The organism is Piscirickettsia litoralis, assembly GCF_001720395.1.
In the GTDB taxonomy this organism is placed as follows: Bacteria; Pseudomonadota; Gammaproteobacteria; order Piscirickettsiales; family Piscirickettsiaceae; genus Piscirickettsia; species Piscirickettsia litoralis.
The window spans coordinates 40,609-61,082 of sequence record NZ_MDTU01000003.1; the positions used below are offsets into that span (position 1 = coordinate 40,609).

Sequence of the window (20,474 nt, forward strand, 5' to 3'; positions counted from 1 at the left end):
CAATTTTCCCAGTGGGAGAATACGTTGCTCCCAGAGGGTGTAAAATAGCAAATCGACCTTAAATAAATAAGGTGGTGCTTGGAATAATCCAACCTAGCGTTTAGGTGGCGTAATAAACTTAACCGAGAAAAGGGTTAAGCCGAAAACCTTTACAGGTTATGGTGTGTTTCAATCAAACTTAATCGATTAAAACAGAGTGCCTCTTTCGAGGATATTGTCTGGTGGTTTAGCGAACTCCAGATTAGCTCGTCGATGTATCGCGCGAAGCGATAACAAGTAGTCTCATCCTAACAAAGATATTTTTTTATGTAAACCGAGAGTGCTGCACAAAAGTGGTCATTTAGCCCCAATGGTTGCCTTCTACTCCCTTTTAAACTGTGTTCTAGCGGCATTGAAATATCAAGAAACTAGGAGAGGAATATGGCCGATAAGCGAAAAGCGCTCCAATCAAAACCTGTACTTAAACGCCCCATTAAGCTCAATACCTTACAAGCACAACGCATTTATCATGACCGTTTTCGTTTTGTCTCAAATTCATTGTTTAGCCTAAGCGTCATATTGCGTGTTATTGGCCAAGAAGATGATATTGACACATTAGAAGATATGATCTTGGGCTACTTTAATAAAGCAGAAACAGAATTAAAAGACTCGATTAATCGTTATAAAGAATTAATTAAATCTCAAGGTATTCAAGAAATACCCACTTATAGCGAACCGTTGGAGGCCACCATCGAGGTGAACTCACCACTGGTCTTTCGTTTGATTAATACCTTTCAAACAATGGACGTAACCATCCAGCTCATAGACGCTTTGTGGTTTTCTGGTGCTTTACGAGACAAGCAGCACTGCGCGGCACATGGCGAATGTATTTCTCATATGAATAAATTTTTAGGTCGTGTCACCAATATCGAAAAACGCGCCCGCAATGCCGCACGACAAAAAGGCAAATCAGAAGAAGTAAGCGAAGAAGCTCCGAAAGTTGAAAGTCAACCTCAAGAGCAAGAATCTAATCAAAAAGTTGCATAAGGAAAAAGATCATGACAAGTAAAACAATCATTATCGACGAACAATGGAACGAAAATAGCCCAAAAACTGAGAGCATGCTCAAAAATCACAACAAAAATAAAGATGCTCCGGCTATCATAGCCAGCTCGCCCCCAATGGACTTCAACCTTACCAATCTATTCAATAAAGAAGATAAAACTGCTTCAAATATGTTGATTACAGGAGAATCTGGCGCAGGTAAAACTTTTGAGCTTAAGACTCTAATAAAAAAGCTAAGCTCTCAAGGTGCAAAAGTCTTAATTCTTGATGTGGGTCACTCTTTTGCAGAGCTAGTTGCAAAACTTGGCGGACAAACGATTCAACATCCTTTTACATCAAATTTTGACAGCTACTGCCACCCTGTTTTTACCAGTTTGTTAGAAGAAACAAACAATGCTGACGAATTTGAACAGCATTCAACACTCATTGCTGAACTTGTTTATTATATCGCAGGCGGTAATTTAGCTTTGCAAGGAAGTTTTGAAAATTATAAAAATACGCTGGTTTCAATTGTGAAAAGTGCATTTGAGCAATACCGGGAACCCAACTTCATTTCTAACCTGATTTTCGCCTGTGAAGAAATGAGCTATGGGAATAAGCAAGCATCGACGCTCTTTGAGCGACTTTCAGAAGCAGAAGCAAACTATCAAAAAATTTACAGTAACAAAAGAAAGATTGACTTTAGTCAAGATATTATCCATATCGGCGATAATCACTATTTTTCAGAGTTATCAAAAAAGAAAAACCAATTCGCTGTGTTTCTCTGCTTTTTAGCCTTACGCTACCGCCTCGCCAACCCTCAAACCCCGATTGTAATTTGTATTGACGAGATTATTCGATTTGATGCAATTACTCACTTACTCCCCTTAATTAACACTTATCAGGTCAGTGTTGTTGCAACATCGCAGCCACATGACGACTTAGAGAAGTACAAAAAAGAGTTTCAGTGCCAAGTTGAAGTTACTGCTCCTAACGGTAAGGCTCCATCGAATAGGCAGCATTTGCAAGTTATCCGTACAAGTGCATAAACCAAACGATTAAAGGTTAATGGGCTGTGTCAATACAGCCCCAAGATATAAGGGAAGAATAGAATGAATACAGCAATGTGCCAAGCCTATCAACATGCCAAACGCCAGCAGGCCAAAGTGACAAACAAAGCAGGTGAAGTGCTTCTGACCATTAGTGTTTCAGAGCTTCAAAAAAACCTGAAGCAAATCGTTAACATGCTAGATCGAGGGGTCTTTATTGAAATTCAAAAACGCAACCGAAAAATAGCAATGCTTGTTCCTTATTAAACAATAAATTTATACATCAAAAGGGGGAAACCATGAAAACCTTTACAAAGTACTTAATCACATTGAGCACAATTATTATTGTAGCAGCATCATCTCACGCTGCCTCAATAAGCAATGAACCACAGCTAATCAAAGATGAAGCTCTTCAAACTGCTATGGATAATGCCAACAAAAAAACTATCAACAGATATGTTGAAGGCTTAATTAGGCAAATTATCAATGAAAAATACAATAATAACTTTGCCTTATCTGAAAACCAAAAAATTGCTAACCAAACAAATAGTAATGATGAGATTGCACTGGCTCACCAGTTTAAATCGATTCAGGCGAATGATAAATTCTACGCCTTAAGTAGAGCAATGCAAGTTGTAGACCCTGAAGGCTATCGCATAATCACTAACGAGCAACTCTTAAGACTAGCAATGGATAGGAAAAATGCACTCAACAAACAAACACACTTGCTTGAAAAAATAGAGCGCAATCAGGAAATTTTAATCAATGCCCTGAAAAACAGAAAAGCTAATTTTTTGAAGACAGGTTCCTTTGCGACAAGCTCTATCGCATCTCCAAGCACAGCGAATCCTTGTGGTGGCATTGAGTTGTTCGCTGGTGGTGCTCAACAACAATCTGCAACAGACCACCTTAAGCATATTGTCAGTGAGATTGAACAATATGATGAAACGAGTGACTCAGGCAAAATGAATATTTCTCATCCCTCCCAAGGCTTGAATAATGGCATTACTTATTTTTTTTCCAGGCAGCATAGAAGACCTTAAACAGTAGCCATCAACTAGCCCTTTTGAAAAGGGCTTTTCTATCCTTTGATATAAGTAAATCTCCTTGTGATATATTTTAATGTACCTTTTGTATGCATGCAGATAAGAAACATCAAAGTGAAAGTCCATTTATTTAAGTTTAAGTCTTCCCAAGCGCTATATCTGAAAATATAGCGCCTACCCTTACTTTTCAGTTACCACCACGTGCGCTGTTCTTTTTTTCACTGTGAAAATGCAATACGCCGCATTAATAATCACAACCAACGAAAACATCAAATAAACAAATCGCTCCCAAATTGGCGGCGACACGACTGTATTGTCATAAACGATCACACCAGCATAAGCAACTAAGCAGATAAACGACAATACCATTGCCACGCATTTAATCGGCTTGCTATGCATCGCGATTGCCATCATAGATAGCAACGATGCTGCAATAATACAAACATCACTACCGAGGAAAAATATTCGTGCAGGAATGCTCAAACCATCAATGTTAAATAAATTAACCACCAGCCAAAAAGTAAAGGCGATACATACAAACGACTGAGAGATCAAAAACATAATAAACCCTATCATTATCCATCACTGCGACAAAAGCAGTGCCTCCCTGATATTAAAAGATAACTTTTATCCGATCAATGAAAAACAAGCCCATACTTTAAGGGGCATATTTTAAAAGAAAAGTGCCTTAGCTTCTACAGCATCAACGCCATAACGATCACACAACTCTTGACGAGCACGTTCTCTTTCGGATTCTTTCGTCCCAAGAAAGTCATGTATGGTCGCCAGCGCATTGTACTGAAACTTGAAGTCCAATTGTGACAAATACCGTGCAGTTTGTCGTTCCTTATTCTGGCGATTACGCTCAAAAATCTCAGCAATAAAAGCATCCATTTCATCACCTTTTCTGATTGTTTTCATGACCGCGCCTCCTGTCCGTGTCGCTCATGCGGTATAAAAAATCGACCGCGCTCGCTCAATGCTTCACTAATCTCAAAAAGCAAGTTGCCTGAGAACTCAATATCCTCGTACTCGCCTTCTTTAGCCGCCATTTTGACGAACTCAATTTCACCACAGACACGGAACAGCAACTCCTGTACGTTCTTGACATAGGCACGATAGCCTTCGGCAGTCGTTTTACGCATGACTCAACCCTCCATCATAATCTTCTAACGTTCCTGTGATGTTGGCTTGCATCATCGCTTTAAAAAAAATATTGCAAAGCCGATCAAGATCACTGTTATTCACCGTATCTTTATCTTTGGCCAACCCCAGATAGGCAGTCACATAAATTGCATCGCGTGGATTGAGATTTATAGCAACAGTTTTGGTGCTCATAACCCCCCCTAACAACGACTTTTGTTGATCTGATTAAGTTCATAGGCTGCTTGGTCAAAGTCAGCCGCAATCAGGTGCAAAATACATTGATCTGAAGCTTCCAAGTTGAGTCGCTTAATGCCTCCTTCAATTTTTCTAAGCAGCGCACATGTGCGCGTCAGGTCAGCAGCAGAAAATTCCATACGAGCGACAGCCTGACCTTGATTATTTTTAGCAATAAATCCAGACATGATAGTCCCCTTGATCTTGATGATGAGTTAACGTATTTCAGCACTGCATAAGCCCGTTACAATCACCTGCTTTGAGTGATTGTCAGGTTGTGACAATAAAGCTGGGGAATCTAACTGTTTCAAAATTCGCTGAGCTACTGGAATAGGTTGTTTCGCTCTGCTTTGAAGAAAATGCAGCATCGCACCAAGATCGCGGATGTCCGTTTTTGACAGTTGAAGAGATAAAGAGGGTTCGGTAGAATTACTCATGATGATCTCCTTAATCTTGAGTCTAAGGGATTGTCAAAGCCCCTTCAGTGTTGGTAGCGCGGAGGGGCTTTTTTTTTGCAAGAAAGTAAACTTTCTCTATATGAGGCATTAAATCATAAGCTTACTTAAAAGTAAATAACTTTTTCTTTTAATTGTATTTTTTTTTACTTTTAGGTAATCTTTATGCTAAAGTTATAGGCATGATAATAAAGAGAAGAGAGTAAACTATGGACTATACCCTGAAAGAAGCTGCCGATATTGCTGGAGTAACGCCAACTAATTTAAGGATACTCTGCAAGAAAGGTACAATACCGGCAAAAAAAAGAGGCAATGTTTGGTTCATAAGTGAAACATCTCTAAATGGCTACCAACAGTTTATACGCAGAAATAAAACCTCTAAGGAACAGGACAATGGCTAAAGAAGTTTCATCATCATCGATTGCAGAGATAATAAAAAACATCGAACAGAAGGGTAAACACTCAAGTTTGAAAAAAAAGACTGTGTTTAATGATGATACAGCTCAAAAGCTAATGGCAATGAAACAGCCTTGCGATGTTATACCCTTTCCAGTACAGCCAAGTAATGACAAATCAATATTACCATATCACATATTAAGAAGCGCGTTATTTGGAATAGTAAAACGTGGTGCTCGTAAAGAGTTTAGAGTTAGTCCTGAGTCAATGAAGGGAGAAGAAATAGCCGCTTATGGCAGTGTCAAAATCAGGTACAGCGGCTATCAACTAGATCAAGCAGACCTGGATACCTGGATGTGCTGTTTGGAGTTAATTAAATCTCATGGGTTCGGTGCAACTGTTCATGTAACTCCATATGAAATGCTTACAACTATCGGAAGGCGCACAAACAATGAATCATATAAATGGCTTGATAAGAGTGTTAGAAGGTTAAATCAGGGAACAGTGGAAATAGAAGCTGGGAAACAGTCTTACTGTGGCCATTTAATAGACACTTTCATTTATGACTCTGACCGTAAAAAATTTATCTTAAAAATTGACACAAAAATTTCACAACTATTTTCGAATAAGTCCTATACATTCCTTGAACGAGAAAAAAGAAAGAAGCTAAAGGGCGATTTAGCTAAATGGTTGTACGGTTATATTTTATCCCATGATACAAAAAACAATGTCCATTGTATCTCGTTAGAAAAAATTCGTAAGCTATGCGGCAGCCAATCACCAATGAGAAACTTTAAAATATCGTTACAGAATGCCATCAAGCAACTCGAAAAAGAAGGAAATGAAATTGCAAAAGGCTATATTGAAGATGGAAAGTTATACATAACTAGACTGTAGGCACACTTTTGAAACAATTTAGATATTATCTAGCTTTTGTTGGTTTATCTCAATTCTTGCAGTATCGACATATCAAATGCAGGACTTAATCATCATCATAAACTTTTATTTAATCAAAGTAGTAGCTATTGCTTTTCTACTGGGCAGGTTCTTCGCATACAAAGCTATCGACATATCAAATGCAAAACAAAAAACAATATGTATATCAATAGGTAAGGCCACATTGTCCTTTGAAACTATCGACATATCAAATGCAAACTAAATATAATCAGCTCATAAACTACTTTTATATTCATATAGATAGCAACATTTCTACCAAATTATCGACATATCAAGTGCAAAACTATCGACATATCAAATGCAACTATCGACATATCAGATGCAGAATGTGTCGACATATCAAATGCATCTATCGACATATCAAGTGCAAATCTATCGACATATCAAATGCACTATCGACATATCAAATGCAAATCTATCGACATATCAAATGCAAAATTATCGACATATCAAATGCAAATCTTTTATTGAAATCAAGCATAACCCTATAATTATCAACATGTTTAAGACGATCAATTTTCTCTATAAGCTCTTATAAGCTTTTATAAAAATAGAATAGGAGAAAGAATGCCTTCGCCCTACTCCACTGTCACTAAAATTTCAGCCATCAATTCTTTAAAACGAGAGTCGTACCAATGAGGCTGAACTTCACTTGGTGACTGAGGGTGCTGTTTATTTTCTCCGTACTTCAATCCTTTGTCAGTAATGGACTTGAAGGTTTTTTCTTTACCGCTTTTTCCTGTACGCTTATTCGTTTGCAAAAAGCCATGCTCTAATAACAGCTTATTGATTTTTTGTGCTGAATAATTGAGTTGATGTTTTTTGATGAGGTCAGACAGCGCATAAGAGACTTGAGCTTCGACATATTCTGGAAGCATGGTTGTCGTAATTCCATTGCTTTCACACAACTTCTGCGCCATTAACAACTTTCCAGAGTCAGAGACATTGAGAAAACCTGCCAAAGTTTGCATTGCCGCCGCATCTCGTTTGAATTTTAGCTCTTGCTCTAGAGATTGCAGTCGCAATTGCTCTTCAGGTACAGGGGGTGATGTAGGCTTGCTTTCCATCTCATTAAAGGCTTGAATATAGCGTTCACGAAATTGCATTGCTTTTTCGTTGTTATATCCCATTGCAAGCATAGTGAAACCATCTTTGGTGATCTGGTAAATAGGTTTGTTTTCAACTTCAAAAAAACGCTTGAAGTTGTCCTCTTTAAAATTTTGGCTGCACTGCAAGGTGTCAATGTCATGAATAACGTTATCGTGGTCTAACTCAAAGACTTTTGCAACTTTGTGTGATGTCGTAACTGCATGTCCGTCATGGACTTCGACCAAATCTGTAATGAGATTGAGCATCTTTTGGCCTCACTTTTTCACTTATCTTTAATATTAACATTTTTAGCGATAAATAGAGAAATAGCCTGCTTTGCTCAAGGCTGCTATAATGCGCTTTCAATATTAACCGCGATTCGAGGTGTAAATATGCGGAAAATAGCAGTAATTTTTCCTATTATTTTGATGTTGGGTTCTAGTTGGGCTTCTGATAGCACCACAACTAGTAAGTTTAAACAATGGGCAGGCAAAGCTGAAACAGCAACGAGCCATGCTTGGCAAAGTACCAAAAGTGGTACAAAAAAGCTGTGGGATAAGATGCATTCTAAGAAAAAATCAGACTCGTGAGGCTGTATGGCGAAAAATGATGATATGAGGCGACTAGCCGAATGGTTGGTGAAAATTGCTGCTAAAGACCCTCTGGGCCAGCATGTGAAGTTGCTTGGTGTGGGCTTTGGCGTGTTTCTGGTGATACTATGGATTTACACTTTGTTGAAGAGTGGTTTTGGCCCGAGCTTTAATTTGGCCGTAGTTTTTTCTTTAGGCTTATTTTTCCTGACGAAGCGTTATGGTACGCGGCTATTAAGAGCTAAAGAAGGAAAGCTACAACCGGATTTCAACGATTCACGCCTTTATTTCATTGCTGGACGTGCACTTAAGCTTTTTACTTTGAGTATGATTTCTTCTTATGCAGCAATGCTTGTAGTATCCGTATTTTCTTCATAGAGTGTGCCCACCGAGCATCTTTGTCGGCTTCCTGTATAATGGCCTTCATAAAACATTAATCTTAACAAGGAGTTACGATGTTTAAGAAGGCTGTTACAATTGCTGCTTTGGCAGCATCTTATGCGCTTTTGAATGGCTGTGCCTCTATGCAAAGCGCGGCAAAATATGATTCAGATCATTCTCGTGCATATAACTTGTCTACTGCGGCAGGCTTAGAGCAAGGTATCCGTGATTACGATAAACCTAAAACTGGCACAGGCAGCTTGGCTAACTCTGGCGAATATGGGGCAGCGTTTACAGCAACTGGATTTTATATACCTTATTCTGGTTTGTCAGGCTTAGCTAGTGGTGGTTTAAACTTAATTAGTTGGCTTGTACAACCAGAAGATCAATATAAGCATAATAACTTCTTTGCTTGGATGCCTAAAGGTATGGCAACTAGCGAAGAAGACTCTTTGCTGAAAATGAAAAAAATTATTAGAGCTGCATTAAAGAAAACATTCAAAGATATGGGAGTGGATTATCATAAACGTTATGAGGATGAAGATGTTTATGAGTATTATATTTACAGTAAAAAATATAACTGCCCAACAATGGAGCATCAGCTTCTTAAAAACATGTGTATCGTTGGCGTTAGAGTTTACGAACCTTATATTCAGAAAGCTCCTTTATTTTTAAAGACAAGTAATAAAGGTAAAAAATCTTATAAATATTCCGTAGCAAGAAATAATTCCTACAATAATATTGGTTTTAAAAGAGGAGATATGGGAAAAATATCAGAGGTAGAATTTTTTGAAGCTTTGAGCAAAAATTTGCCAAAATGGGCTTTTATGTACATTGCACCCAACCAATTTCACTTGCCAAGTGGGAAAGTAGTTAAAGCTCCATATTTATTGGAGCATGGGAAGCCCCTTTTTTATGTGATTTGAACAAGGGGGCAACGCCCCCGATTTTATTGTGTAGGTTCGCCAATATCAGGAATAATATTTTTAGTCATTTTTCGCCTCAGCTTATCTATATCAAGACCATCTATTCTTTGCTTCGTGCGCTCAATGGCATTTTTTCTGTCACCATTGATGTTAAGAGTGCTTCCTTTGCCTGTAAGTTTATCTATATTAAGATCACTTGCATCTTTAGGATAGTGACCTGTGACTTTTAATATGGCCTGCCACTCAGAAAGGTCTACTTTTGACCAGTCAATTTCATTAAGTCGATTTAACGGAATACCATCACAGGAAGGGTGCTCGGCAGCTCCAAAACTCATTCCAAGTTGGGGCCGTACTTGCTCTTGAATAATTCGAGAGAGCGGCGAGTTGTAGCAACAATAAGCTTTAATCGTTTTGATGCAGCCTAAACCTGGTACTTTTTTGCCACAATAAGAGCCAATGTAGTGACAATTTTTCAGTTCCCTTTGTGCGTTCATTTGATATTCATCTTTCGTGCAAGCACCAATGATAAACTGCTTGTAGATCAGCATAGTGATGACATAAATCTGATAAATGGTCATGGCAGTTGCTAACCATGTTGCAGCACCAGTCGCCATGCTTTTTGCTGCTGTACCAGAAGCCTCTGATGCACCTGCTTGTGCTCCTGCTTCGGTAGCCTGCTTTTTAAACATGTCATAAAAGATTTGTTTAAGTTTATCTTCAAACTCCTTCATGATTTCTTTTACAAAATCTTCAATAGGTTGAGTTAGTTTTTCATAAGCGCCAGAGATATTGTCAACGAAGTTAGAAAAAGGCTTTACCGCTTCCGTCCAGCTATTCACTATAGGGTTTCTTAGTGCTGAGTAAGCACTTTTAATTATGTTTGTGTCTCCAAGGCTCATAATCCCAGTATCAAGCTTTGGAGCGGCCATAATCAATGTAATATAGTCTGATAGTGAAATTCCTTCTGGTGCTTCGCAACAATCCTGTGCAGCCTTGCCTGAATGACAGCTTCCAGCCTTCCCAGAGAACACTTTACAAGTCACATCTTGCGTTGCATCGGGCTTCACGCATTTCATGTCTTGAGTCATAAATTCTGCAACATGTAAGAGCGCAGCAGCTTTCGCAAAATCTTGCGACTTGCCTGCGGTGTTATCGACACATTCACCGCCTAAGCATTCCACAGCCCCCGGACATTTATAAACGAATTTTTTCTTCTTATTTTCAACTTCAACATCTTTGCCACAGTCGTAGGTGTCTGTGAACATATAACACAGCCCTGACTTCCCTTTGGAGCCATCGACACACTTAGAATTAATAAAGCCGCATTTATCCTTGTATTGATCACAGGAGTCGTAGGCATATATTGATTTGAGCGCGTCTACGCTATTTTGTTTGTAGTCCGCATCCACTTGTACTTTGGTACATAAGGGCGGAATGCCTTTGAGTGGTGGTGTTTTAAAATAAGGGTTACATACTTTCAGTCCATTCATGACGGTGCAGCCATCTTTATCCGCAGGGTTTTGAATACATTTCACTGTGCCTTTCGCAAAGCCATCATAAATCCCTTGAGCCGCATCGACACAGCTCTCAGGAGTCCACTCATCGCGCTGTACGACCTTTTTCGGGTCAAAGTGAATGCGGATACGTGCATAGCCCTCACCGCCGCCTGTGACGGAGACACGGACTTTAAAGTTAACAATCTCACCAGGGTCAACGTTTTTTTTGAAAGCGTCAGTCACATCCACATTCAAGCCTCGCTCCCAACTGGTGCTTAACTCACATGCGCCGGGAGTTTCAGGAGGAAAGTTATCATTAGGGCCATTCCATACTTTATTTTCCATGCCATCTTTGCCGACCCACACTTGCATATAGTCATCCCACTTGGCGTATTCGAGTGTGGCACTGGTAATAGCATCGGGATTAGTGACGCGGACTTTGGTTTCTTCTTGGTAGATCGAGCAATTACCACCCCAATAGTTATCACCAACACGACCAATCCAAAGCAACATACAACCTTTACCACAAGGACTGTAGTTGAAGGGGCCATTGTAGTGCTCAATAATACTGGCACTGTAGGTATGATTAACAACACAACTACCAGAGCGGTCATTAATTTGAGTACACTGCTTATAATCTGGCAAGTGTTTTTTCTCTTTGATCTTGATGATTTCCGTGTCTTTTTTGCAATCGGTAAATCCTGCGTCAATGAGGTCGATATTATCGAAAATGTTTTTTTGTTGCTGAAACATCGGGTCTTTGCTTAAGTCAGGACGTGACTTATCACTGAAGGTTTTTTCAGCCACATCATACACCTGCCCCATCATTGACGGATGACCACTTTTAGAGTCGCCATAAAGCGAAGTTTTGGCTTGTTTGCCGAGTTCATCCATCGCACTGCTGGAATTGGCGGCATTTTGCATGGCATTCACATCGGGGGCTTTACCATCGGGAAAATAATAATCCATGTCTTCTTTTGACACATGGCTGGTGCCGGGGAAGAGGTCTTTGATGTTAATTTTCATTTGGTTCTTCTGGTCGCCCCAAACAATCTCGCCATTATTATTGGTGGACTTTTGCTGTTGAGCGCCGAGTTGTTTGCCCCACTGATGACCAAGGTCTTGTGCCTCTTTTGCAGTTTTTTCAAAATCAGAGTTGTCCCCCTTGAGTGTAAAATTAGCAAAGGCACTGTTGATGGAAAACACGCTCATTGAAACAACCAGAGTGGAGGCAATGATCTTTTTTATTCGCTTTTCAAAAAACATGAGAGTCTCCTAGTTGTTGCAACAATCTACCCAGCGCCATACCAGATACACGGGGTCTTCACCGATTCCAGGCAAGGTACGTCCAACCCCCCAAACCAATGTCGATTGGCCGATGACGTGATCTGAATCGGTTTCAGCAACGGGATAAAACATGGTGAATTTATATTGCGCTTTGGGGAGGACAGGATTAATAAAGCCACGACACAGCGCCCTATCGCCCATTGTTTGCCACGCTAAACCTCGACGATGTAATGCAGCAAGAACACGCACAGAAAGTAAGCTGGTGTCTTCTAACACCCCTTGATTACCTGCTTGGTTGCCAGAGAACGGGTAAATGTTGCCCCAACTTCCTGCACACCAGAACATTGATGAAATGGGATGACCTGTGCTGGCGGCAATCGCATCGGCAGAACACGCAGCAGTCGCAATTGGATTGGAAACGGCGGCGGCTTCTGGATTAGCAAAGAAAGCAAGTTCATCATTATTCCAGGTAGGGTCAAGCTCTGACATATACATGATGTCCAAGTCCATATAACCATCGGCATTACAGTTACGCTTGATAAATAAATCCAAGATGGATAGCAAGGGAAAGGCATAATAGTGAAAGTGATAAAAGGAACTGTCTCCCCCATCTTTATCACCCGTGCCGTTGGTGCCCTGAAATAAGCGATCAAAAGGAAAGGTAATGCCATTAAGCACAGAGGAGCAGCCAGGAACGTGCTCAAACTCGACAAGACGCGCAGGCTCCCACATTGAGGTAGTAATCCCCGGACGGGGCAAACCGGCATCATCGCTACAAATGCATAAGGGGTTGTCGGCGGCTCCCGATGGAACACGCCCACCTTTGCCACTGATGGGGACTCCCATGACTTTGATTGGAAAGAGGCACGACCAGCAGACATCGGTGAGGAGTTTGCCACTGATCACATCGGCATTGGGGCACCCCACCGTAGAGGCATGTGTAGTTATTGAAAATAGACAACTGACCGCAAGAAAACAAAGGGCTTTAAACATTTGGGCCTCCTTTAATCGCTAGCTCTTGGACGATAAAGTGATCACCTTCTGCCGTAACGATGGAGGGTGTGCGCTCAAGCTGAAAGCGGTTTTTAATGTCTGGGCTAAGCAAGAAGATGGGGGCTTCAAATAGATTTGTGACCTGCTTGTAGTCTTTCCAGCCTTGTGTCCGGTTGAGTTGTGTTGTGATTAAAATGACCTTCTTAATTGCTGGGTCGTACCTGAGTCGTTGCACGGCTTGCTGAACACAAGCTAATTCTTTCTGGTCAGTTGCATTAAAAACGACGAGGGCTTCATCAAAAGGCCGCATGTGCAGTGGATTAATTGAACTGCCTGCTGGCACGATAATTTGACCATTCGGTGCTTGAATATTGCGTGTGACTGTAATTGTTGGGTCGATAATGCGTGTTTTGTCTTTATGAGCTTCAGGTAAAGCGGTGAAAATCTGTTTTTGCCAAAAGCGTTTAATCGCGGCTTCTTTTTTCTGTTTCCAGTCAATTTTCATGACACGTTCTTTCATGACATCGATCAGGTCAGGTTCAGAAATCGCCACTGTTTCTCCTGCTTGGCCAAAGTCTTTTGCATGTCTGTCTTTGACTTGGTTAATCAGCCAGTGTGGATTAGATAGACCTTCAACTCTGGCCAGCGGTTTATAAACAGGTCGTGTAGCTTCTGGGTTAATAACCTGATCACTCAAGTAAATCATCGTTGGAGCTACAGTGACGTGATAGGTTTTGAATAAGGTGGGGTCTAGCATGATATTGGGAACAGGTTTTAACTGAGCACCGAGGGATTGAATTTTAATCAGTGCCTTCATGATCGGCATGCCTTTAGGAATCCCTCGAAAAACCACAACGGCTTGAGGTAAGGTGTGAACACGCTTAAGCAATGCCTTTAGCCCACTTTCCCCCATTGCGAGTGAGGCAAACACCAAAATTTTATGGAGCTTGTAATAGGAGGCTTGCTGTCGGTCTTGACGTGCTTGTTTAAGCGTTGGGTTGGTTTCTGATAACTGATGATAAAGTTGCATGGCCTCTTGTTTTTCTTCAGCCATTTTTGAGGGATGTAGAATATCTGCAAAGTCTTTCTCCTTGGCTTGTGCCATGATTTTTTGGCTTTGTTGAACGATTTTCATGTCCTGATCGGACAGAGAGTTGGCATAGAGAGTGTGAAGGCTCAAAGCCAACACGCTAAAACAACGGATACACACGACCGATAATTTGTTCATTGCTGACGGTTCCCCAATAACGTGAGTCGAAGGATTGATCGCTTTTGCCCATAAACCAATACTGGTTAGGCTTTAAGGTGGTTTTTCCATAGAGTTGTTGTGGTGTTCGACCAAGGATGTCTGCGTAAGTTAGACCATGACCGACACAAGCACCATTGACGAAAATACCTTTTGCATTGATTTGAATTTGATCACCGGGCAGCCCAACTAAGACTTTTGCCATGTGATCTGAGTCGGAGAAAAAAGGCTTTAATTTGCCGGAATGAAAAGCATAGATATGGCCTCGCACTAATGCTTTATCTTTGGTATCCACTAGAAAAAAAGAATAGCCGGGCAAGCATTTTACAGTTTGTGGGTCATAATCGAATCGATAGCGACTACCGAAGACTGCAACACTGCCGACGATGCTCATCACAATAAAAAACTTTAGTCCAAACCACCACCATGATTGTTTTTTTCTGAAGAGCTTCATAGGTCATGCCCCTCGATATAAATGTCACTCGGCGCGGCCATGACTTGATTGGCGTTAAGGACGAGATAACCTGCGTCTTTAAGCTTGGCAATATCAGAGTGCAACTTATTAAGTCGTGCATTAACCGTTTGTTCAGAGGCTCCTTTCGGGTAGCTTTGAACAAATTGGGTCAGATCAACGACTGCAATGGGCGGTGTTTGAGCAAGCTGATTTTCAAGGTGTGATATTTTGTTGTGAAAGAAAAGAAAAACGACAATTGTTGCAATGATACTGCTAACTATGACAGAAATGAGAGTTTGTTTGATGTGCATGATAGCCTCCTAACGAGTTGTTGGAGGCATTGTGACTCATCTCTCTAGGTGGCTACTGGGGCTAGAAGACCAGATTTTGACTTTCAGCGTCGATGAATTGAAAAAACTTTGGTCTGTTTTTGTGCTATAATTGAGACATTATTGAAGACATTTTTTATGGATTTTTGATATAAAGCTAATAATATCAATATATTGATGAATTAACCTTTGAGACATTTGTAGAGACAAAATGATAGATGACTCTGATTTGATAGGCTCTATGAGAAGTTACGATGATAAAGTAGTAACTCACAAGAGTGGCCATTTTAAATTTGTTGTTGGCATTAGTCCTGAAGTAGATCACTTGCTTTTGAGAGCACAAGATGCTCATGATCGCTACTATGAGGCGGCTGCATCTTTCCCTAGTCTTGCGAAAGAGCAAGCAAAATTTTTTCGAGTTTCTTCGATTTATTCAACCAACACCATTGAAGGAGGAACGCTCACTGAGGATGAAACAGAACAAATTGTAAGTCGTGGCAGTCATGAAGTTACAAAGGAACAAGAAGAGCTTAGAGTTTTAAATCTATTAAAAGCCTATGAGTATATTGATCAACTTTTACTCAATAATAAAATAGCTAAAAAAGTTTTAGACCTTAATGATATTAAAGAACTTCATAAGTTGGTTACAGAGGGTTTGGCGCATGAGCAGAATACACCTGGAATATACAGAGATAATAAGCCTGGGGCACCGACTAGAGTTGGCTTAACAGGGTATCGCCCCCCTAAGTGTTTAGATGACATCATTACTCTGATGAACTCATATCGTGCATTTTGGCAGCTTTTGGTAGAAAGTGGTGTTCACCCTTTGTATGTAGCTCCTCTAATTCATTTCTATTATGAGTTAATACACCCCTTTTTTGATGGAAATGGGAGAGTTGGTCGTATCATAGAGGTCTATGCTTTACAAAGTAGTGGTTATCATATAGTTCCCTACAAAGTAAATGACTATTATTTAGCAAACCAAGAAACTTATTTCAAACTGTTTGACGAGTGTAGGCTTGCAATCAAAAATGGAGAACCCTATCCATTAACACCCTTTATTAAGTTTTTCCTCGAAGGGTTTCTAGTCACAGTTAATCGCTGTCAGGCTAGCTTGATTTTAAAGCTAAAAGAGCGAGGCCAACAAGACCATGAAGATGCTGCTGTTGCGAATAAAAAAATCAATTCGCGTCAAGCAATAATATTAAAATTAATTCGAAGTAGAGAAGAAAGTGATAGAAACCGTAGAAGCATAATCAATAGTGTAGACTTCAAGGCGTTATATAAAAATACTAGAATGTATGATCGTGACATCAAAAAACTAGTTGAACTCGGCTTTATGGAAATTAGTGAAGACAATCAGTATGTCATCGCATATTGATTGCCATTAACTCATTAAATGCATTAATTCTCAATGTCTTAATAAAAAGGTGTCAATATGCGCCCTTTTGGAACCTTTTGTGCTATACTCTATCTAACTGATTATGAAAGCTAATGAAAATGAGGTGATAGCAATATGAGCACGACATCCATAAAAATTAATGACGATTATGTCGATACAGCGAGAGGGTTCAGTAACCTTTACGAAAGATCACTCACTGGCCAAATTAACTATTTTGTGAAACTTGGCATTTTAGCGCAGGAAAATCCAGAGTTATCTTTGAACTATATGTTATCCATAGCAGAGGATAACCCTGATTTACCTTTGAACTTTATTTTAGATATTTTAAAAGCTAAAGGTGAAGTAGAGCGTGGTGAGACAGTACCTTTCATCGCAGAAGGTGAATCTGGCGATGGCCGAGAGACTAATTTGTAATGCAGGTTAATCAATCACCATCGTTCAGGAAAGTGTACAAAAAGTTACACAATAACCAAAAAACTGATGTTAATACTGCTGTTAGAGAACTAATGGGCAACCCCTCGTTGGGAGAGTCAAAGACTGGGAACCTTACAGGTGTCTTGGTGTATAAATTCCGTATGGTTAAGCAAGAAACACTACTGGCTTATACTTTTGACGCTTATTCTCAGGTTTTAACCTTGATGAGCCTGGGGTCACATGAGAACTTTTATAGAGATTTGAAAAAGTAAGACACAGCCTTATAGCCCATGCCCCTTACCTCAGAAGGGGCTGAAATATTAGTTTTTGCTGTGGCTAAATTTAAGTACTGAAACCCAATTGAAGTTAACTTTTTAACTTAAGTAACCACTTTCTAAAAGCTTACTAATTGCTTCATTCACGCTTAAGCCTTGGTCAGTGAGATTTTTAATTGCATTTACATCATCCGGGTGCGTGCTATAAAGCAACTTCTGAAAATCATTGACAATTAAGCGACCTACGCCCAAAGACTCTTTCATCTTGATGAATATCTCAGAATATTCACCAGATAAAGTTCTGACGGACTCAAGGAGCCTGAATGCAGGTTCAGACATGACTAAGCGTTTTGACTCTTTTACTTCACTGATCGACTCAGGGTTTTGCATAAGCAGGCACGTAATTGCTGAGTTCGCAGCAATAGCTCGCCCTGCACTTCCTTTGGTGCTATCCAGGTCACTGATGGACTGAGTGGCAATAGCGGCTGAAGCGCCGTATTTTCTAAATCGACGGTAAGCATGTTCCATGAAAACGGCGGTGTCTCCATGCCTTAATAAATCCCAGGCTTCATCAATAATCACAATCTTTTTGCGGTCACGATCACCTAGATAAACCTCTTGCTGGATTTGATAGATCAATTGAAGAAGTACTACTTTTTGTAGGTCTTTTTTCCCCTTCAGCTCTTCGAGTTCAAGCACGGTAAATGAGCCATTGAGATCAACATTATTATCACGATTAAAATATCTGCCATATGCCCCTTTACTTGTAAACGCATAAAGTTGAGTGCCAACATCTCTGACACGCTGATCTTTATCGGTGAGTAGAGATTCTGCGATGTGATCAATCAGCGTGTTTCGATCATGAATAGCCCAAACATCATGTAAATGCTTTTTAAGTTGAGAAGTTTGTAAGTCCGACAGTTTTTCATTTGGCGCGGCCATTGCCTGTAAAATACCAATAATGGCATCTTCCTCACCTTCATCTTCAGTTTCTTTATTACCCACTAAGGATTCGACCATTGGAAATGGATTAATACAGGCATCAGAACTCGCACCGAAGTGTAAAAATGAACCGCCCAGCGTGTTGACTAATTTTTCATAAGAGCGTCCGACATCAATCACCCACACTTGAGCACCTTCAGATAAATAAGAAAGGATAAGCTCGTTTACGAAAAATGATTTACCACTTCCAGATTCCGCAGCGATAATTGCATTTTTATTGGAATTAGAGTCATGCAGTGAAAAACTCATGAGCTGTCCATTGCGTGAAATTAATGAAACATGTGGTGTTCCTGTGCCCTTCCACTCTGAAAATAAAGGCACAATCACTGAGGCATGCTCTGAGGTCATGGTTTTGTATCGAAATAAGTCACGTACTGCATAGCGGTCAGCACCCAGTGGTAACGCATTTAGTAAAACTGGCAGATTAATGTGAACGTCTGCTTTTAAGTTAAACCCTTTCGAGTGCCAGTACTTGTCTGACTTTGAAGTAATTTCATCCAACTCTTTTAGTGATTTAGCAAACAATACCTGTGTCATACTAATGCGTATGGGATTAGAGCTGTTGCGTGACATCGATTTATACATGAGATCAAGGTCATGATGCTTGTCTGCAAGAACAGGAACAAACTTTAATAGTGGCCCATAAGCTTGACGCACAGTAAAAGTTCGCTTTCGCTCAACCTTGCTTTTCTCCTTATCGCTTTTTGGAAAAAACATGTTGCAGACAACCATGTAGTTATTACTAACGGCAGACTTACTATCACTTCCCGCAATCCAGTCGCCTGAATAAGCGGTTGCATCACCAAAGCGTAGGGTTTTAGGAAACGTTTTGACTGATAAGGTGCGTGTGTATGTGTCGCCAATTTTGATATGGTCTTTGAAAACTCCCACCTCTTTACCATAATCAAAAACTTGCTCTGAGATTGGCGTTTCTTCATCCCATTGCATTCGAGTTGACTCGAACTCACGCCAGCCTGCATTTTCTTCCCAGTTCATCATTGTTTCAAGCAGGCGAATATAAATGTCAGGGTTGATATTGATGGGGTATAACTTTATGGCATCTAGGCTGCTGTAGATTTTATTTTTTAACTCAGCACAACGTACCAAGTCATCTTCTGTAGGTTGGTTGTTGGCAATAGGCATTTTACAGGAGACAATAAGCTTTACATCGGATATTCGGCTGCTAATCCGCTTGCTAATGGGTTTCGTGGTGTTACTCAGTAAAAAATCAGCTCGTTTTTTGATGACCTCATTCATATCTTTGTCATAAAAATGCTTGCGGATATTAAAAATCTGAGAGATTTGTTTATAAATATCAGGAGAGCGAAACAAGCAAAATTGCATAAGAAAGTCCGCAGGATAATCCCCATTTAGAAATGACTTCACTTCTTCAAATAAAGTGTCATTAACTCCATTAATCGGCTCACACAAAAACGCAAAACCTAGGCTTTTATCATCGGTAAGATAGAGTTCATCTTCAGCATTGTAGGCTTGAGCTGGAATTAAAGAAGAACAGCGCACAGACTTTGGTATGGTTTCATCGGAGAAAAAACTGCGCTTGATAAACATGCTATGCCTCCAAAAAGCGTTTAAGGTTTAGAGGGCGACCACGCATCATTCTGCCATCGGGAGCGATAACCACAGGCACTCCATTGATTCCTAAAACTTGTGCTGTGACGAGTGTTTTATTGTAAGCACTGAGGTCACAGTCTTTTTTTGACTGGGGTAATTGGTCTATTTTTTCATTAATCAGCGCCTCTAATGCTTTTTTCTTATTGGCTGTGCAGGCTAAAACTTTATCAAGTTGATTAGATTTATCCCCCAAAGCAGGTACAGGCACAACAGTAAAGGTGTAGTCATTAACTAGATGTTGAGCGTCTTTGAGTACACCGTGACAATAAGGGCAGCGAGGGTCTACAAATAGAGTGGCTTTTTTAGGGCCATGTCCAAGAGTTAAAGTGGCTAAGCCATCGAGCTTAATGCCCATTTTGCTAAAATCTAAACGGTTGGCTGTTTGTTGTAGGTCTTTCACATTATCAATTTCTTTGCGATACCAAGCATCAAACAACTCACCACGAAAAACATAGCGGCCATTTTCAGACATAAAATAGAGTTCACCGTTTGAGTCCACTACTTTCATGCTTTTAATGGGTAGAGTAAAGATATGGTTGATTTTAGCAGGGGCTTCGGCAAAAACCTGAGCACTGATAAGTGTAGTAAGGGTAAAGGCCATTAATTTTTTTAACATAGAAAACTCCATTGAAAAAAGTGGGGAGAATCCCCA

The 20,474-nt window shown here is 40.2% G+C and carries 26 protein-coding genes; 12 read left to right on the plus strand and 14 right to left on the minus strand.

Features of this window, described 5'->3' with window-relative positions:
• Positions 1-420 precede the first annotated feature (420 nt).
• From BGC07_RS16520 to BGC07_RS16535, 4 genes are all read left to right on the plus strand, one after another.
• On the plus strand, positions 421-1,026 hold the full coding sequence (locus BGC07_RS16520; protein WP_069314170.1) for a hypothetical protein: 606 nt from the start codon (positions 421-423) through the stop codon (positions 1,024-1,026).
• A gap of 11 nt (positions 1,027-1,037) precedes the next feature.
• Positions 1,038-2,072 (plus strand): TraG/VirB4 family ATPase, encoded by a 1,035-nt coding sequence (locus BGC07_RS16525; RefSeq protein WP_069314171.1) that lies wholly within the window; start codon positions 1,038-1,040, stop codon positions 2,070-2,072.
• Between the two features lie 63 nt (positions 2,073-2,135).
• Complete coding sequence (locus tag BGC07_RS16530; protein ID WP_077217014.1) at positions 2,136-2,339, plus strand: type II toxin-antitoxin system Phd/YefM family antitoxin; 204 nt, start codon at positions 2,136-2,138, stop codon at positions 2,337-2,339.
• Positions 2,340-2,371: 32 nt separating this feature from the next.
• Positions 2,372-3,115 carry a hypothetical protein gene (locus BGC07_RS16535; RefSeq protein WP_069314172.1) on the plus strand — a complete coding sequence of 248 codons (744 nt, stop codon included), beginning with the start codon at positions 2,372-2,374 and terminating at the stop codon, positions 3,113-3,115.
• A gap of 183 nt (positions 3,116-3,298) precedes the next feature.
• On the opposite strand, the gene BGC07_RS16540 is transcribed toward BGC07_RS16535, so the two are convergent.
• The 6 genes from BGC07_RS16540 to BGC07_RS16565 all read right to left on the minus strand — a co-directional run bounded on the left by BGC07_RS16540 (position 3,299) and on the right by BGC07_RS16565 (position 4,935).
• Entirely contained in the window at positions 3,299-3,679 is a 381-nt protein-coding gene (locus tag BGC07_RS16540; RefSeq protein WP_139121812.1) for a hypothetical protein, read from the minus strand.
• Between the two features lie 111 nt (positions 3,680-3,790).
• Positions 3,791-4,039, minus strand: coding sequence for a hypothetical protein (locus BGC07_RS16545; protein ID WP_069314174.1), 249 nt, complete (start codon positions 4,037-4,039; stop codon positions 3,791-3,793).
• Positions 4,036-4,263, minus strand: coding sequence for a hypothetical protein (locus tag BGC07_RS16550; RefSeq protein WP_069314175.1), 228 nt, complete (start codon positions 4,261-4,263; stop codon positions 4,036-4,038). Before BGC07_RS16550 ends, BGC07_RS16545 begins: the two co-directional genes overlap by 4 nt.
• Complete coding sequence (locus BGC07_RS16555) at positions 4,256-4,456, minus strand: hypothetical protein (protein ID WP_069314176.1); 201 nt, start codon at positions 4,454-4,456, stop codon at positions 4,256-4,258. The genes BGC07_RS16550 and BGC07_RS16555 overlap by 8 nt, the downstream gene beginning before the upstream one ends.
• Before the next feature lie 8 nt (positions 4,457-4,464).
• Positions 4,465-4,686 (minus strand): hypothetical protein, encoded by a 222-nt coding sequence (locus tag BGC07_RS16560; protein ID WP_069314177.1) that lies wholly within the window; start codon positions 4,684-4,686, stop codon positions 4,465-4,467.
• A 27-nt stretch (positions 4,687-4,713) separates the two neighbouring features.
• Positions 4,714-4,935 carry a hypothetical protein gene (locus tag BGC07_RS16565; RefSeq protein ID WP_069314178.1) on the minus strand — a complete coding sequence of 74 codons (222 nt, stop codon included), beginning with the start codon at positions 4,933-4,935 and terminating at the stop codon, positions 4,714-4,716.
• A gap of 227 nt (positions 4,936-5,162) precedes the next feature.
• Here BGC07_RS16565 and BGC07_RS16570 point away from each other — a divergent pair, with 227 nt between their 5' ends.
• Both BGC07_RS16570 and trfA read left to right on the plus strand, forming a co-directional pair.
• A complete protein-coding gene (locus BGC07_RS16570; RefSeq protein ID WP_069314179.1) occupies positions 5,163-5,354 on the plus strand; it encodes a helix-turn-helix domain-containing protein in 192 nt (63 codons plus the stop codon).
• On the plus strand, positions 5,347-6,246 hold the full coding sequence (gene trfA, locus BGC07_RS16575) for a plasmid replication initiator TrfA (RefSeq protein ID WP_069314180.1): 900 nt from the start codon (positions 5,347-5,349) through the stop codon (positions 6,244-6,246). Before BGC07_RS16570 ends, trfA begins: the two co-directional genes overlap by 8 nt.
• 638 nt (positions 6,247-6,884) lie before the next feature.
• Here trfA and BGC07_RS16580 read toward each other — a convergent pair.
• Positions 6,885-7,661 (minus strand): Rha family transcriptional regulator, encoded by a 777-nt coding sequence (locus tag BGC07_RS16580; protein WP_069314181.1) that lies wholly within the window; start codon positions 7,659-7,661, stop codon positions 6,885-6,887.
• Positions 7,662-7,787: 126 nt separating this feature from the next.
• Between BGC07_RS16580 and BGC07_RS16585 the strand changes: the two genes are divergently transcribed.
• The 3 genes from BGC07_RS16585 to BGC07_RS16595 all read left to right on the plus strand — a co-directional run bounded on the left by BGC07_RS16585 (position 7,788) and on the right by BGC07_RS16595 (position 9,292).
• Positions 7,788-7,985, plus strand: a complete 198-nt coding sequence (locus tag BGC07_RS16585) for a hypothetical protein (RefSeq protein WP_069314230.1) — start codon at positions 7,788-7,790, stop codon at positions 7,983-7,985.
• Positions 7,986-7,991: 6 nt separating this feature from the next.
• Positions 7,992-8,363, plus strand: a complete 372-nt coding sequence (locus BGC07_RS16590) for a hypothetical protein (RefSeq protein WP_069314182.1) — start codon at positions 7,992-7,994, stop codon at positions 8,361-8,363.
• A gap of 77 nt (positions 8,364-8,440) precedes the next feature.
• Positions 8,441-9,292: a hypothetical protein gene (locus BGC07_RS16595; RefSeq protein WP_069314183.1), complete on the plus strand. Its 852-nt coding sequence runs from the start codon at positions 8,441-8,443 to the stop codon at positions 9,290-9,292.
• Positions 9,293-9,315: 23 nt separating this feature from the next.
• On the opposite strand, the gene traN is transcribed toward BGC07_RS16595, so the two are convergent.
• The 5 genes from traN to BGC07_RS16620 are packed head-to-tail and all read right to left on the minus strand — an operon-like array spanning position 9,316 to position 15,079.
• A complete protein-coding gene (gene traN / locus BGC07_RS16600) occupies positions 9,316-12,054 on the minus strand; it encodes a conjugal transfer mating pair stabilization protein TraN (RefSeq protein ID WP_069314184.1) in 2,739 nt (912 codons plus the stop codon).
• A gap of 9 nt (positions 12,055-12,063) precedes the next feature.
• Entirely contained in the window at positions 12,064-13,068 is a 1,005-nt protein-coding gene (locus BGC07_RS16605) for a TraU family protein (protein WP_069314185.1), read from the minus strand.
• Positions 13,061-14,296, minus strand: coding sequence for a TrbC family F-type conjugative pilus assembly protein (locus BGC07_RS16610; RefSeq protein WP_069314186.1), 1,236 nt, complete (start codon positions 14,294-14,296; stop codon positions 13,061-13,063). The genes BGC07_RS16605 and BGC07_RS16610 overlap by 8 nt, the downstream gene beginning before the upstream one ends.
• The gene (gene lepB / locus BGC07_RS16615) at positions 14,259-14,768 is read right to left on the minus strand and encodes a signal peptidase I (RefSeq protein ID WP_069314187.1); all 510 of its coding nucleotides are present in this window, start codon (positions 14,766-14,768) and stop codon (positions 14,259-14,261) included. The genes BGC07_RS16610 and lepB overlap by 38 nt, the downstream gene beginning before the upstream one ends.
• The gene (locus BGC07_RS16620; RefSeq protein ID WP_069314188.1) at positions 14,765-15,079 is read right to left on the minus strand and encodes a hypothetical protein; all 315 of its coding nucleotides are present in this window, start codon (positions 15,077-15,079) and stop codon (positions 14,765-14,767) included. The genes lepB and BGC07_RS16620 overlap by 4 nt, the downstream gene beginning before the upstream one ends.
• Before the next feature lie 229 nt (positions 15,080-15,308).
• On the opposite strand from BGC07_RS16620, the gene BGC07_RS16625 reads away from it, so the two are divergent.
• The 3 genes from BGC07_RS16625 to BGC07_RS16635 all read left to right on the plus strand — a co-directional run bounded on the left by BGC07_RS16625 (position 15,309) and on the right by BGC07_RS16635 (position 17,185).
• Complete coding sequence (locus BGC07_RS16625; RefSeq protein ID WP_069314189.1) at positions 15,309-16,478, plus strand: Fic family protein; 1,170 nt, start codon at positions 15,309-15,311, stop codon at positions 16,476-16,478.
• Positions 16,479-16,613: 135 nt separating this feature from the next.
• Positions 16,614-16,913 (plus strand): TA system antitoxin ParD family protein, encoded by a 300-nt coding sequence (locus BGC07_RS16630; protein WP_069314190.1) that lies wholly within the window; start codon positions 16,614-16,616, stop codon positions 16,911-16,913.
• Positions 16,913-17,185, plus strand: coding sequence for a type II toxin-antitoxin system RelE/ParE family toxin (locus BGC07_RS16635; RefSeq protein ID WP_069314191.1), 273 nt, complete (start codon positions 16,913-16,915; stop codon positions 17,183-17,185). Before BGC07_RS16630 ends, BGC07_RS16635 begins: the two co-directional genes overlap by 1 nt.
• 102 nt (positions 17,186-17,287) lie before the next feature.
• On the opposite strand, the gene traC is transcribed toward BGC07_RS16635, so the two are convergent.
• Entirely contained in the window at positions 17,288-19,759 is a 2,472-nt protein-coding gene (gene traC / locus BGC07_RS16640) for a type IV secretion system protein TraC (RefSeq protein WP_077217016.1), read from the minus strand.
• Between the two features lies 1 nt (position 19,760).
• Positions 19,761-20,438, minus strand: coding sequence for a DsbC family protein (locus BGC07_RS16645; protein WP_069314192.1), 678 nt, complete (start codon positions 20,436-20,438; stop codon positions 19,761-19,763).
• Positions 20,439-20,474: the final 36 nt, after the last annotated feature.

Bases quoted from the DNA above. Each gene is read 5' to 3' on its own strand.
- BGC07_RS16550 (WP_069314175.1), bottom strand. From the start codon at position 4,263: ATGCGTAAAACGACTGCCGAAGGCTATCGTGCCTATGTCAAGAACGTA.
- BGC07_RS16580 (WP_069314181.1), bottom strand. From the start codon at position 7,661: ATGCTCAATCTCATTACAGATTTGGTCGAAGTCCATGACGGACATGCA.
- BGC07_RS16530 (WP_077217014.1), top strand. From the start codon at position 2,136: ATGAATACAGCAATGTGCCAAGCCTATCAACATGCCAAACGCCAGCAG.
- BGC07_RS16535 (WP_069314172.1), top strand. From the start codon at position 2,372: ATGAAAACCTTTACAAAGTACTTAATCACATTGAGCACAATTATTATT.
- BGC07_RS16605 (WP_069314185.1), bottom strand. From the start codon at position 13,068: ATGTTTAAAGCCCTTTGTTTTCTTGCGGTCAGTTGTCTATTTTCAATA.
- BGC07_RS16620 (WP_069314188.1), bottom strand. From the start codon at position 15,079: ATGCACATCAAACAAACTCTCATTTCTGTCATAGTTAGCAGTATCATT.
- BGC07_RS16645 (WP_069314192.1), bottom strand. From the start codon at position 20,438: ATGTTAAAAAAATTAATGGCCTTTACCCTTACTACACTTATCAGTGCT.
- BGC07_RS16590 (WP_069314182.1), top strand. From the start codon at position 7,992: ATGGCGAAAAATGATGATATGAGGCGACTAGCCGAATGGTTGGTGAAA.
- BGC07_RS16540 (WP_139121812.1), bottom strand. From the start codon at position 3,679: ATGTTTTTGATCTCTCAGTCGTTTGTATGTATCGCCTTTACTTTTTGG.
- lepB (WP_069314187.1), bottom strand. From the start codon at position 14,768: ATGAAGCTCTTCAGAAAAAAACAATCATGGTGGTGGTTTGGACTAAAG.
- BGC07_RS16635 (WP_069314191.1), top strand. From the start codon at position 16,913: ATGCAGGTTAATCAATCACCATCGTTCAGGAAAGTGTACAAAAAGTTA.
- BGC07_RS16565 (WP_069314178.1), bottom strand. From the start codon at position 4,935: ATGAGTAATTCTACCGAACCCTCTTTATCTCTTCAACTGTCAAAAACG.
- BGC07_RS16585 (WP_069314230.1), top strand. From the start codon at position 7,788: ATGCGGAAAATAGCAGTAATTTTTCCTATTATTTTGATGTTGGGTTCT.
- BGC07_RS16610 (WP_069314186.1), bottom strand. From the start codon at position 14,296: ATGAACAAATTATCGGTCGTGTGTATCCGTTGTTTTAGCGTGTTGGCT.
- BGC07_RS16595 (WP_069314183.1), top strand. From the start codon at position 8,441: ATGTTTAAGAAGGCTGTTACAATTGCTGCTTTGGCAGCATCTTATGCG.
- BGC07_RS16525 (WP_069314171.1), top strand. From the start codon at position 1,038: ATGACAAGTAAAACAATCATTATCGACGAACAATGGAACGAAAATAGC.
- BGC07_RS16625 (WP_069314189.1), top strand. From the start codon at position 15,309: ATGATAGATGACTCTGATTTGATAGGCTCTATGAGAAGTTACGATGAT.
- trfA (WP_069314180.1), top strand. From the start codon at position 5,347: ATGGCTAAAGAAGTTTCATCATCATCGATTGCAGAGATAATAAAAAAC.
- BGC07_RS16545 (WP_069314174.1), bottom strand. From the start codon at position 4,039: ATGAAAACAATCAGAAAAGGTGATGAAATGGATGCTTTTATTGCTGAG.
- BGC07_RS16555 (WP_069314176.1), bottom strand. From the start codon at position 4,456: ATGAGCACCAAAACTGTTGCTATAAATCTCAATCCACGCGATGCAATT.
- BGC07_RS16520 (WP_069314170.1), top strand. From the start codon at position 421: ATGGCCGATAAGCGAAAAGCGCTCCAATCAAAACCTGTACTTAAACGC.
- BGC07_RS16630 (WP_069314190.1), top strand. From the start codon at position 16,614: ATGAGCACGACATCCATAAAAATTAATGACGATTATGTCGATACAGCG.
- BGC07_RS16570 (WP_069314179.1), top strand. From the start codon at position 5,163: ATGGACTATACCCTGAAAGAAGCTGCCGATATTGCTGGAGTAACGCCA.
- traN (WP_069314184.1), bottom strand. From the start codon at position 12,054: ATGTTTTTTGAAAAGCGAATAAAAAAGATCATTGCCTCCACTCTGGTT.
- traC (WP_077217016.1), bottom strand. From the start codon at position 19,759: ATGTTTATCAAGCGCAGTTTTTTCTCCGATGAAACCATACCAAAGTCT.
- BGC07_RS16560 (WP_069314177.1), bottom strand. From the start codon at position 4,686: ATGTCTGGATTTATTGCTAAAAATAATCAAGGTCAGGCTGTCGCTCGT.